This is a genomic window from Terrimonas pollutisoli (assembly GCF_029360765.1).
Taxonomy (GTDB): Bacteria; Bacteroidota; Bacteroidia; order Chitinophagales; family Chitinophagaceae; genus Terrimonas_B; species Terrimonas_B pollutisoli.
This window is the reverse complement of record NZ_JARKNA010000001.1, coordinates 968,261-981,191: the sequence shown is the minus strand read 5'-3', so window position 1 is coordinate 981,191 and position 12,931 is coordinate 968,261. Positions and strand designations below refer to the sequence as shown.

Annotated in this window: 7 protein-coding genes and 1 tRNA gene; 2 read left to right on the top strand and 6 right to left on the bottom strand. The window is 40.7% G+C overall.

Going from position 1 to position 12,931, the window contains the following annotated elements; all coding sequences use genetic code 11:
* Window positions 1-160: 160 nt before the first annotated feature.
* Both P2W73_RS03795 and P2W73_RS03790 read right to left on the bottom strand, forming a co-directional pair.
* Window positions 161-1,894 (bottom strand): RagB/SusD family nutrient uptake outer membrane protein, encoded by a 1,734-nt coding sequence (locus tag P2W73_RS03795; RefSeq protein ID WP_276500654.1) that lies wholly within the window; start codon window positions 1,892-1,894, stop codon window positions 161-163.
* Window positions 1,895-2,024: 130 nt separating this feature from the next.
* Window positions 2,025-5,144 (bottom strand): SusC/RagA family TonB-linked outer membrane protein, encoded by a 3,120-nt coding sequence (locus P2W73_RS03790; RefSeq protein ID WP_276500653.1) that lies wholly within the window; start codon window positions 5,142-5,144, stop codon window positions 2,025-2,027.
* 493 nt (window positions 5,145-5,637) lie between these two features.
* Here P2W73_RS03790 and P2W73_RS03785 point away from each other — a divergent pair, with 493 nt between their 5' ends.
* Window positions 5,638-9,639, top strand: coding sequence for a hybrid sensor histidine kinase/response regulator transcription factor (locus P2W73_RS03785; RefSeq protein WP_276500652.1), 4,002 nt, complete (start codon window positions 5,638-5,640; stop codon window positions 9,637-9,639).
* Between the two features lie 28 nt (window positions 9,640-9,667).
* Window positions 9,668-9,949 carry a type 1 periplasmic-binding domain-containing protein gene (locus tag P2W73_RS03780; protein ID WP_276500651.1) on the top strand — a complete coding sequence of 94 codons (282 nt, stop codon included), beginning with the start codon at window positions 9,668-9,670 and terminating at the stop codon, window positions 9,947-9,949.
* A 4-nt stretch (window positions 9,950-9,953) separates the two neighbouring features.
* On the opposite strand, the gene P2W73_RS03775 is transcribed toward P2W73_RS03780, so the two are convergent.
* From P2W73_RS03775 to P2W73_RS03760, 4 genes are all read right to left on the bottom strand, one after another.
* A complete protein-coding gene (locus tag P2W73_RS03775) occupies window positions 9,954-11,714 on the bottom strand; it encodes an LTA synthase family protein (RefSeq protein ID WP_276500650.1) in 1,761 nt (586 codons plus the stop codon).
* Window positions 11,715-11,856: 142 nt separating this feature from the next.
* Window positions 11,857-12,438 carry a transcription termination/antitermination protein NusG gene (gene nusG, locus P2W73_RS03770; protein ID WP_276500649.1) on the bottom strand — a complete coding sequence of 194 codons (582 nt, stop codon included), beginning with the start codon at window positions 12,436-12,438 and terminating at the stop codon, window positions 11,857-11,859.
* The gene (gene secE, locus P2W73_RS03765; protein ID WP_276500648.1) at window positions 12,438-12,635 is read right to left on the bottom strand and encodes a preprotein translocase subunit SecE; all 198 of its coding nucleotides are present in this window, start codon (window positions 12,633-12,635) and stop codon (window positions 12,438-12,440) included. Before secE ends, nusG begins: the two co-directional genes overlap by 1 nt.
* A gap of 99 nt (window positions 12,636-12,734) precedes the next feature.
* A tRNA-Trp gene (locus tag P2W73_RS03760) sits at window positions 12,735-12,805 on the bottom strand.
* Window positions 12,806-12,931 lie beyond the last annotated feature (126 nt).

Below are 12,931 nucleotides of genomic sequence, written 5' to 3'. Positions count from 1 at the left end.
GAACCCCGGCCAAACCGGGGTTCTGACTGCTTAACGAATGCTTATGAGACAATCATTGATAATTTTAAAAAGTAAAGCATGAGTATTACGGATCTGATTTAAATAAAACATTCATCAACCCATTCCTCATTTCCCCAAGGCTGGGTCTCTTTGATGCTTGTTATTGCCACCCGGGATTTTGTGTTAATACTCCTGGTGGGTAAAGTCCAATCTGTGTTGTCGGAATTGGCCATAAATAATCCTTGCTTGCATCAAACTTCCTGGCCGATGCGGGTTCCAAAACAATATACCCATCCAATAAAACTTTCGGCGCGGCAGTGCCAGTACCATAGTTTTCAGCAGGAAAATATTTACGCTGTAACAAAGGTTTGGGAAGCTCATTTTCAGCAGTCTTCCATCTTAGTAAATCCCAGTATCTGAAACCTTCAAAAGCCAACTCAATAGTCCTTTCCCTTCTGATTTCTTCTCTCATATCTAAACCATTTGTTGTCACAAATTCATTGGTAAGAAGAGGAAGCAAGGCTGTGTTGTTGTTGGTAGCTCTTTTTCGTAGAAGATTTATCGTTGCATTCAGGTCGTCGTCTGTGATCGATTCATTCAGCTCATATAAAGCCTCTGCATAATTCAACAACACTTCACCATACCTGATAATTATAAAATCCAGGAATACATTGCCTGAATTAAAAAAATCATCCGGCCCTGACCAATATTTTTGTTGCTGATAATAGTAGGTATTACCATACGTAACATTCTTGCTATTGATAGAAACATAGGGATCGCCTTTTTTGAATAAGGTCAGTACCATTCTCGGGTCCCTGTTACTATAGTCTGTCAATAAATTCGCTTCTTTGCCATTCGAATCTAACGGAGACTTACCAGCAGGCAATCCATCAGAATAGAGAGCCATCGTGACGAAGGCCCTGGTTGAGGCATTGGCACCATCTGTAAGACCAGTACGCATATAACTATGACCGCTGACATTGTTTGTCAGGTTTTGTCCATATAACCTGGCCAGGATATTTTCTTTGTTCTTCGCATAAGTCTCGCCTTGGTACCTGAATAATGTTTGAAAGCTATTGGCCCCATCTTTGGCAAATAAACTATGCTTTGCTTCCGTAATAATTGTTTTACACGCATCAATGGCCGCCTGGAAATGTTTATTAGGATCTTTTGCACCTTGCATTTCAGTATGAAATTTTTCCCAGCTTCCCTCAAAAAGCGCTACCCTCGATTTAAACGCCAGGGCTGCGCTACGGGTAATTCTTCCATATTCTTTTCCCATCTGCCCTGCCTGTGAAGTGCTGCTGGCAATCTGGTCCGGCTGTGGGCAATTGGCTGCAGCAAAATCCAGGTCTTCATACATTGAGGTGATAATGGTTTGCCTGGCTACACGTGGTCCGTATAGTTCAGGGTCACCTGGCAGTAATGTTTTAGCAACATAGGGAACATCGCCAAATGCCCGCACCAGATTAAAATAAGCGAGTGCCCTGAAAAAACGGGCTTGTCCAATACAATTCTTGATTACAGCATCGTCACCTGTAATACCTGTTGATTTTTCAATAATATTATTCGCAGCCCTGATCAATTTGTATTGGCTCTCCCAAAGACCAGATGTAGCTGGTGCAACCCGTGACCCATTACTAATATTATTGAGTGAGCCGAGGATGCTCATGGCAATATCGCTGTACGTATCATCATACGGTGTATTAATATCCGGAAGAAAGGTGTACAAATAATTGGTGCCGGTAATCAGGTCATTTGTTGTTTTCCAGAAAACAGGGTCCGTAATGGTTGTTTGTGATTTCTGATCAAGCATCTTTTTGCAACCGCCAATGCTTATGCAGAAAGCTCCTGTTGTCAGAAGAAAAATATAGTTTATAATTACCTTTTTCATGTGTTAATTTTATTGTTTTTAGGCCACATGTAATTCACCATAAAAGTTTTCATCGCGGTTGGTATAAATTGCTCGAAAATTTTTATGGCTCGTTTTGTTACTCTTTGTTATTAAAAAGTGATTGGTGTTATTAGAAAGTCACATTCAGTCCCACTGAATAACTGCGCCACAATGGATAGGAGAAGCTTATCCTGTCTGTATTTTCAGGATCATAGTAATCAAACCACATTCCCGTTTTTTCCCATAGATCCTGGCCACTGACATAAACCCTGATATTGTCAATGAATTTTAAATGGTGTTGCTTCCTGGCAAGGGTATAACCCAATTGCAGGTTTTTTAAACGTATGTAACTGGCATCCTGTATCCATTTGGAAGAAGGGGCGTTATTAACACGGTCACCCATTCTTAATTTAGGAAACCGTGCATCTGTATTTTCTGGCGTCCAGTAATCCTGGTGAATAGCCCAGGGCATTCTCCAACTGTCATAAAATGCTATGGAAGATGTAGGGTCGAGTAAAATCGTTCTTTTACCTACACCATTGACCAGAAAGGACAAGTCAAAACCCTTCCAGTTAATGCCGGCATTTAAACCAAACGTGTAGCGTGAATTGGTGTTGCCTAAGTATACAAGATCACCGTGATTCTCAGCTGTTCCTATTCCACTGGTGATTCTTCCATCTTTATTAATGTCTGCATACTTTATATCTCCTACACCGGTAGCATTGGAAAGAACGGGAGCGCCCTGTAATTCATCTTGTGAATTAAAATACCCGTTCGTGCGGTATCCGAAAATTGAATTGACCGGCATGCCGGGAAGGTTGGAATTGATACCTGCGGTATAGGCAAATGAACCCTCGTATTTTGTTACCTTGTTTGTATTATCACTCAGGTTGGCGGAAATAAAATAACTACCATTTCTGAAAACATCTTTCCAGTTTACTACCGCTCCCCATCCCTTCACTCGTACAGATGCGATGTTCTGGTTATTGGGTGTTACCCCCAATACTTGTGGCAGTTGCACTTCAGCAAAAACATCATCATTATTTCTTACGAAATAATCAAATGTCAAAGACAATCTTCTTCTGAGCATTGATACATCAACACCCACGTTAGATGTTTTGATCACCTCCCATCCTTTACTTTCAGCTGGCAAATCAGCCTGATAAATATAAGCTGTACGGGCATCATTAAACGGATAAGCTCCCGCAGATAAAGTGGCCTGGAAATCGTAGTTGTTGGCATTCAGGTCTGCAGTTTGCGCACCACCCGCAGTACCGTAGGAAGCTCTCAATTTCAATTCATCGATCCAATCAACAGTATTCCTGAACCAATTTTCCTGTGATACACGCCACGCTAATGAAACACCGGGAAAAGTATGGTTTTGATAGCCCGGGGCCAGGCGGGAGCTAGCATCATTTCTCAAAATGGCTTCGAGGTAATACTTCTCATCAAAATTATAAGTAAGGCGCCCGAAATAAGATACCCATACATTCCTTTGGATATTATCCCTTACATTACTCACGTCTGCATTGGCCAGGGTGGTATAATTTAAGGTAGCAAAATCATTCAGCAATAAAGCTCTTTGCCTGGCCATTACAGCATCATAGTTGTAATACCTGTATTCGAATCCGCCCAGCGCATGAAAATTGTGCTTACCGACAGAATGATCATAATCTACTAATGCCTGGAGGTTTTGCGTAAAATAATTATTCCTGTTTTTGGTAAAAGAATTCGTCTGGTTAATAGGCGTACCTGCTATCAGGTTTTTATTGGGATCAATACTCCAACGTGGTACCGTTCTGCCGAAAATTTCCTGGTTAGATACACGCAATCCCGGACTGTAAACAAGTTTCAAATCCAATCCTTTCAAAACACTTTTAGCAGAAAGCGCAAAAACGCCGTTCAGCTTGTAATCATCCCGGTCGTTATATCCACCGTCCTTTAATATGGGATAAGCGTTTGAGATCGTTCCAATAAAAGCATATTTATCAGTAGTGCCCGGCGCGAAAATGGGATTACGTGCAGCTCTTATCGAATAGATATTATAAATTAAACCGCCGTCGCCGTCAGCAGCTACAGACGGAGCCAGGATATTCTCTTTGGAAAACGCCAGTCTCGCGTCAAGACTGATCTTGCTGTTAAACCTGGTGTTATAATTAAGGCGGGTATTATACCTGTCGTATTTGTCCGGTCCAAAGTTGAATACGCCTTTCTGTGACAGGTAACCGAATGAAAACAGGTAATTTGATTTATCCGTACCGCCACTCAACGAAATATTATGATTTTGCTGAGGGCTGGATTCTCTCATCAGTATATCAACAAGGTTATGATTGTAATAATAATCCCATGCTTTAGTGCCGGTATTATATATCTCATTGACATCCGGATCATCCATCCATTTAATTTGCTCATCAGTAAAGGCAGTAGTTTGGTTGGTATTAAACTGCGCTGCATTTTGCAACCTGGCCTGGTCAGCCGAGCTGATGAGTTCAGGTCTTGCATAAGGTTTTCTGTTTGTGAATATGCTTGATAGCTCCAGCTTTGGTTTTTGATTAAGCTTTCCACTTTTGGTGGTGACTAAAATAACTCCTGCGCCAGCCTTAGCACCATAAATTGCTGCAGATGCCGCATCTTCCAAAACAGAAATATTTTGTATGTCATTCGGGTTTAATGATTCCAGTTCACCTTCCACTCCGTCAATAATTATTAAAGGAGAATTTTGGGTGCCTAAAGAAGTGATCCCCCTGATCTGCGCCTTCCATTTTTCATTACCGGGTTGTCCGTTGGTCCTGGTTATAACAAGCCCGGGAACTGCACCCTGCAGCGCTGCCATTGTATTGGTAACGGGGCGATCTTTAATTACTTCATTATTTACCGATAGGATGGCGCCGGTTACACTTGATCTTTTCTGGGTGCCATAACCAACAACAACCACATCTGACAAAACATTATCAGCACCTTGCTCCAAACTAATCAGCAGAGAGGCCCCGCTTACTTTTACTTCTTGTGATTTATGCCCTACATAAGAAACAACCAACACAGTGCCCTGTGCCGCATCAATGGAAAATTCTCCATTGCCATTAGTAGTTACACCTTTTGAGGAGTTTTTGATTTGCACCGATACGCCGGAGAGGGGTGTATTGTTTTGACCGTTTACCTTTCCGGTAACGGATTGTGCCATGGCAAGGCCATATAGACTTATGGCAGTCACCAACAGCAGCATTTTTTTGACAAGCAGTTTTTTTTGCATTCTTTTCTTTTTGTAATTAATGATTGGATTAACGTTTGGCGGAGTATTTAAAAATCAATCCTTATTATTTTCGTCAGGACGTGACCCCCAGGAAACGGGCAAAGGATGGTCAAAAAGGAGGACTTTTTTTCATTGGCTAATTTTGGTTTTGGCAATCGTTTTATAATTAATAGTCTGTTTTAAGATCCGGAAATTGTATTCATCCAGTTATCTTACATAATGCTGCCTCTAAACTATTATCGTATATAAGAAAGGAGGTGTGAGGATCCTAAAAGAATGGTGTGATTTTTTTAAACTTAATGTAAGATGTTGCTTTTCAATAAAGATTATTTCCATTTTTGCGTTCTTTTCAAAAAATGGTTCTTGAAAAAGTGAGATCAGGTAAATGTCTTACTCTAATTTTGTTTCAATGATTTGGAGAAAGATATCAGTGCTGTGTGTTGCCGTCGGATTGTCATGTTTTACCGGCACGAAAAATAGTTATGGGCAAAACATGGCCTTCAATCGCCTGGCGGTAGAAAACGGTTTGTCAAGCAGCTCCGTGTTATCGGTTATGCAGGATGCAACGGGATTTATGTGGTTTGGCACCCAAATTGGCCTGAACCGTTACGATGGTACCCGGTTCCGGGTTTACAGATATAATAGTAAGGATAGCTCCAGTATTTCCAGTGATGTTATTACCTCTCTTTTTTGTGATTCACGTCAAACCTTGTGGGTAGGTACCAGGAGTGGATTGGATAAATACGACCCAAAGAAAGATATTTTTGAAAGGATCTGGATAAACGGCGTAAGGGCCGGAAATATTTTTTGTGTTTATGAAGACAGAAAAGGTAATCTCTGGGTAGGCAGTTCTAATGGCCTGCACCTGCTGACCGATCGCAAAAAGAACGAATTCCAATCCTTCTATGCTTTTCCCGGTGGTAACAGCATTGCAGGAAATATCGTACGGTCAATCGTAGAAGACTATCAGCATAATCTATGGATCGGCACCGATAATGGATTGACAAAAATGAAATGGGCAAATGGCCGGTATCAATATGAAACGTTTAAACATGTGCCGGGAAAAACAGGTAGCCTCAGCGCCAATTATATTACAAACATTTCAGAAGATTCGCTTCATAGGTTATGGATCGGCACGCAAAACGACGGTGTGAATCTTTATGATCCTGTTGCCAATTCATTTGTATCTTTCTTTCATACGAACAATTCTTCCAGCGGACTTATTAATAATAACATCCGGAAAGTAACTACTGCACGGAATGGTAAGATATGGATCGGTACCCAAGAAGGTCTCAGTATCGTTGATCCGAATACAAAAACGATTACTTCTTACCAGCATGATGCGGCTAACAAAAAAAGCCTGAGCCAGAATTCTATTTACAGCATTTTTGAAGACAACAATGGCTCTATGTGGGTAGGCACTTATTTTGGAGGCGCCAATAGCATTTATTCTTATAGCACGTCTTTTAACATCGTTCAAAATAATAGTAGCCCATCCAGCCTTAGCAATAACGTTGTGAGCAGTATCGTAGAAGATAAGCAGCATAATTTATGGATTGGCACGGAAGGCGGAGGCTTGAATTATTTGGATCAGGCATCGGGTGTATTTACTGTGTATAAAAACAAACTGAACGATCCATCCAGCCTTGGTTCAAATCTCGTAAAAGTTGTTTACCTCGATAAGGATGGTAATCCCTGGATCGGCACTCATGGAGGTGGGTTAAACGTTTTTGACAGGGAGAAAAAAATATTTATCCGCCACTTGTATAAAGAAAACGATCCGGCGACACTTAACAGCGAAATAGGTTCATTGCTGGAAGACAGTAATCGCCGCTTATGGGTAAGCACACAGGCAGGCATTCAAATTTTTAAAAGAAATAAAACAGCGCTGGAACTGTTGAACGCAAATGCTGAGATAAAATTTCTTCCACCCCTGGCGAATACAATGTATGAGGATAATCATAAAAATATTTGGATAGGTACAGCAAGGGGTGTTTACTTAGTTTCAGGCAGTACCGCCAGCATCATTGACTCTACTCTTGCTGTGAATTGTATTCTTGATGATGAGAAAGGTAATATTTGGTTTGGCCTGGCGTATGGCGGGCTTGCCAGCTACAACACAGGAAATAAACAAATCATACGCTATACAGCTTCGGGTGAATTGTCGAATACTAATATTTTCGGATTACTCCAGGATGATAAAGGAAATCTTTGGTTAAGCTCAAATAAAGGATTGATAAAGTTTGATCCCTTACGAAACACAGCTCAAACCTATACTGCGAGGGACGGGCTGCCAGGAAATGAATTCAATTACAATTCTTACCTGAAAGACAGCAAGGGAGAATTTTTCTTTGGAGGACTTAATGGTATCACCAGCTTTTTCCCCGACAAAATTGAAACAAACAGACACACAGCAACAGTTGTATTTACAGGACTGAAGTTGTTTAATGATAATATAGAGATAAATGGTGATGATAAGCTGCTCAAGGAAAACATAGCTTTTGCCAAAGAACTTGAATTCAAACACAACCAGGATGTATTTACCATTGAATTTGCTTTATTGAATTTTATCAAAAGCAGTAAAAACAAGTATGCGTACAAGCTGGATGGATTTGACAGAAACTGGAGGGAAACAACGACGCCGTCAGCTACTTATACCAACCTTTCACCGGGAAGCTATACGCTATGGGTAAAGGGTGCTAACAATGATGGTATATGGAGTGAGCCTGTCTCTATTAACGTAAAAATCCTGCCCCCGTTCTGGCTTACCTGGTGGGCTTATTGTATTTATGCCGTCCTGCTGGCTGCCATATTGTTTTTTGTAACAAGATTCTTTTTTCTGAAAGCCTTGCTGAAGAAAGAAGATGAACTGCACCAGTTAAAACTGAATTTTTTTACCAATATTTCTCACGAGATAAGAACACACCTGACGCTCATCATGGCGCCAGTCGACCACTTGCTTGATCAAAAAAAGAAAGATGAATTTGAACACCAGCAATTGGCCCAGGTGAAAGGCAACGCTAACCGCTTATTAAAATTGGTAAGCGAACTGATGGATTTCCGTAAAGCGGAAACGCAACATTTAAAATTACGTGTCGCCCGCTACAATCTTATTCCATTTCTCCAGGATATTTATACAAGTTTCCGCGAGTTATCATTGGCAAAAAATATTAAAATATCTTTTATTCATGACGCCGATGACGTACCTCTCTATTTTGACAAGGAACAGTTAGAAAAAGTTTTTTTCAACCTTCTGGCAAATGCATTTAAGTTTACGCCGGCCGATGGGCAGATCATTCTCCATGCAGAACAGAAAGAAAAGAGTGTGTCCATATCGGTAAAAGACAATGGCAGAGGTATAGCGCCGCAATACTTAGATAAATTATTTACCAATTTTTTCCAGGTAGCTGATCATGGTTTGCAAAATACGGGCTATGGGATTGGACTTGCATTGACCAGGCACATTGTAGAGTTGCATAAGGGAAATATAAAAGTAGAAAGCGAAGCGGCAACCAATGACAGGGAAGGCAAAACCATTTTTACGGTAACACTTCTGCAGGGCAATAAACATTTTGAAGGAACGGATTATTTGTTGCCTGTCACATGTGAAGAAAGCGCTGGCATGCCAGGAACGGAAAAGCTGCCACCACCGGCCGTTGTAAACGAACTTCCGGAAGATGACGGGAATAAGGAGTTTACAATTCTTATCGCAGAAGACAATCCCGAAATAAGAACATTGATACATCAAACTTTTCGTCGCCAATACCAGGTACTGTTATGTGAAAATGGGTTGCAGGGATGGAGGACGGCTACAGACCAGGTGCCCGATCTTGTCATCAGTGATGTGATGATGCCAGAAATGGATGGCTTTGAATTGTGCGGGAAATTAAAAACAGATGAGCGCACCAGTCATATACCGGTGATATTGCTCACGGCTAAAAGTTCTCAAAGCGACCAGGTAAGTGGCCTGGAAACCGGTGCTGATGTATATATCACAAAACCATTCAGTACAAAAGTGCTGGAATTGAATGTTAGAAATTTATTGGCTTCAAGAGAAAAACTACGACAAAAATTCGGCAGGCATATCATTGAAGAAAATCAGGCTGATGTCCCTCTCATTAATACGGTTGAAGATAGTATTGTCAATACGGTAGATAAAGAATTTTTGGAGAAAGTAATCCGGATAGTGGAAGACCATATAGATGATCCGGAATTTGGCGTCGAAATGCTTTCAAAAAAAGTAGGTATGAGCGCCCCGGTTCTGTACAAGAAAATAAAAGCAGTAACAGATATGTCCGTGAATGAATTTGTAAAATCACTCCGGCTCAAAAAAGCGGCAATACTGCTCCAACAAAAAAAACAAACGGTAAACGAGATAGCTTATGCAGTCGGCTACTATGACCGAAGACATTTTAGCAGGGAATTTAAAAAAAGGTTTGGCAAAATACCGAGTGAATATATCAGAGCTGCTGAATCAAAAGAAACCAATGATTAATCATAGTTACCATTTTACCTGACACAATATGCTTTCTAATTCAGGCAACGTTTTGTATCCATTGCGGAAAATCTGTTCCTTCAATTCCCCAAATGTTACTCACCATTTTATTCAGCAAGGGTATAAACGTATCGCACATATTACCAGCTCCGGTTTTTTATTTATCACTATTGAACGAATGGCCGGCTATATAAAAGCATTTGAAGAAAATAATATAATGGCGAATGACAGCTATATAAAATATTGTGCGCATGGCGGAATGATAACAGATGAAATATATGCAGCTGTTTGCCGCCAGCGACAGGCTTAGCCGTCTATTTCTTTATAAAATCATCATACGCCCATTGCATCATTGCTTTCCCGGCGTCAATTTGTTTGGGACCTCCTCCCTCCTGCAGGATCGGCATTTTTCCAACATTGTCATAAACCAGCTTTCCTGTTGAATCTGCAAAACCAAAACCGTCATTGAAAGAAAAGAAGGCCCAGGCTTTTGCTGATGAGTCCAGTACATTTTTGCTAAACGGAAAAGCCGCTGTATCCAATCCAGTCTGTGATGATAGTGTAGCTGCTATGTCGAGTTGTGACATTACCTTATCAATGATAACACCGGTTTTGTTCAAAGCCCCTCCTATCCAAAGCATGGGTGTTCTAAAATCCTGTGCTTTGTTCTTGCTTTCCGGAAGCGGATGCCCGTGATCACCCGTAATGATAATAATAGTATTGCTCCACCAGGGTTGTGCTTTACATTTTGCAATAAAATCACTTATAACCTGGTCTGTATAGTGTATTGCGTTTAGAAACTTTGTTGTGTTGTCACCTCCTGCAAAAACAGGCGGCACCGGTGTCTCAAAAGGCTCATGACTTGTCAGGGTGAGCCAGGTCGCAAAAAAAGGTTGTTTTGTTTTATTCAAATCCGCAAAGACCCGGTTCATTACCACGCCGTCATGAGCTCCCCATTTGGAATTCATGTCCTTTTCGCCGAAATCATCCTTTCCAACGATTGGATCAAAGCCGGCTGTAAGTAAGTACGATTTAATATTGGCAAACTCTGGCTCTCCGCCGTAAAAGAATGGAGTACTGTATCCTTTTCCCTTAAACAATTTTGACAGCACTTCTAATTTTTGAGATTTACCCGGCGAATGAATGACAGTGGTATTGGGCATGGCGGGATAGCCACTCAATATAGCAGGTATACCTTTATTCGTTCTATCACCGCTTGCATATAAGTTGCTAAAGTAAATCCCTTCCTTTTTAAGCCGGTTAAATTGAGGCGTAACTTCTTTATTATCGATTGAAATATGCAAAGCCTTTTCGGTAAAGCTTTCCCAAATAATGACGACAACATTTAATGGGTTACCAGGAGAAATATTGACAACTTTTTCTGTCTTAGAGCTATGATTATATAAGCTGTCGGTGATCCGTTTTACTTCCTGCGCCGACAGGTATTGATAAGGATTTTTTCCGGAAGAGCCTTTGCTGGTAAGACTATGTAAAAAATTCCATGATGCATTAATAGCAGAATGGTTGGCAAAGTTTTTAGTGGAAAAATAGACGCTGCTTTGATTGATAGGCGCCAGTTGCAGACCACCTCTCATTGGAATGATCAGGCAGCCCATAAATAACAACACCAATCCCGCAGTAACAAACTTGAATTTATTTTGTTGCTGAAAGAACGTGCTCTTTAGTATATACCTGAAACAGAAATAAAATAATCCATAGCAAATAAGAAATATAACCGTAAGAAAAAAAAGCGGCAGGTGACTGATTGACGCAAAGGCTTCCTTCGGATTTGCCATGAATTTCAAAGGCGTTGTATCCATTCTGAATCCCCATTGCTTATATACTTCAAGATCAAAAAAAGATATCAAAGCCACCAGCAGCAGCATAATGAAGGTATATACCCGGTAGATCAAAAGCCGCCTGAAAAAATGAATAAAAAGACTAAGCAATACAAACAGGCAAACGGGGACGAGAATATAAGCTGCCACTGCCAAATCCATTCTCGCTCCAAACCATAGTGATGAAAGTATTGTCGGAAAGAAAAGAAGGCGGGTTTTATCAAAATGATAAAGCATGAACACAATTCGTAGCAGCTCAAAAAAAATGACCCAGCTAAAAAAGTAAATAAGCAGAAATTTAAATTTTGCCCTCATGCTTGTATAATCATAAAAGCCACCCACAAATGCGGATGGCTTTCGTAAGAAATTTATTATTAGTTTAAGAAAGTTTCTCGACCTGCATATAATTCAGTTCAACAGGAGTAGAACGGCCAAATATTTTCACTGTTACCTTCAATTTCTTCTTTTCGTCGTTCACATCTTCGATCACACCGTTAAAGTCATTAAATGGTCCCTCGATGATCTTAATTGTTTCGCCCACGATGAAAGGCTCACTCATGCTGATACCACCGGCTTCCGCCATCTCGTCCATCTTACCCAGCATTTTGTTTACCTCAGCCTTGCGAAGGGCAATGGGATTTTCCTTTCCTAAAAAATGAATAACGCTATTCGTGTTTTTAATGGTATCTCTCAAATCATCACTCAGCTTTCCTTCCAGCACCTCAATCATTACATAACCCGGATAATAGTTCCGCTCACGCATTACCTTCTTACCATTCACCACTTTGTAGACCTTCTCCACCGGCAGGAAAACCTGCTTTACTACCTCGCTCCAGCCACCTCTTGAAATTTCTTTATCAAGATATTCCTTGACCTTGCGCTCCTTGCCACTCACCACCCGAAGCACAAACCACTTCGATTCCTGCTGCTTATTTTCCGTATTATTGGTAGTTGCTTCCATTAGTTAAAAAATTGGTTGTAAATAAACTTCAAAGCACCACCCGCTACAAAGTCCATCAGCGAAACAAGAGCAGTAATCACCAATGTCGATACCAGTACGATCATAGTTGATTGCTGAAGCTGATCCCAGTTTGGCCAGGTTACTTTCTCAGTCAGCTCTTTGTACGACTCTTTAAAATAAGTTGCTATTTTATTCATTTTTCAAAGTTGAAAATCCTCGCCATGACGGGATTGTTTTGAAACTGTGCAAGCTTGAAAATGAGGCCTTAAAGTTAAGCTCATTTTCAAATTATCCTGCACGGGCACTAGGATTCGAACCCAGATCAAAGGTTTTGGAGACCCGTATGCTACCGTTGCACCATGCCCGTAGATAACCCCCTCCAAACCTCCCTAAAGGGAGGCTTATAAAGATGCTATTAAAAGAACTTTACTATAGAACAAAGTACTTAGGATATCTTTTACCTAAGTACTTTGCAAATTTATGAACCTTTACT

Coding starts and splice junctions, on each gene's coding strand:
- P2W73_RS03795 (WP_276500654.1), bottom strand. CDS start 1,894: ATGAAAAAGGTAATTATAAACTATATTTTTCTTCTGACAACAGGAGCT.
- P2W73_RS03790 (WP_276500653.1), bottom strand. CDS start 5,144: ATGCAAAAAAAACTGCTTGTCAAAAAAATGCTGCTGTTGGTGACTGCC.
- P2W73_RS03785 (WP_276500652.1), top strand. CDS start 5,638: ATGGCCTTCAATCGCCTGGCGGTAGAAAACGGTTTGTCAAGCAGCTCC.
- P2W73_RS03780 (WP_276500651.1), top strand. CDS start 9,668: ATGCTTTCTAATTCAGGCAACGTTTTGTATCCATTGCGGAAAATCTGT.
- P2W73_RS03775 (WP_276500650.1), bottom strand. CDS start 11,714: ATGCTTTATCATTTTGATAAAACCCGCCTTCTTTTCTTTCCGACAATA.
- nusG (WP_276500649.1), bottom strand. CDS start 12,438: ATGGAAGCAACTACCAATAATACGGAAAATAAGCAGCAGGAATCGAAG.
- secE (WP_276500648.1), bottom strand. CDS start 12,635: ATGAATAAAATAGCAACTTATTTTAAAGAGTCGTACAAAGAGCTGACT.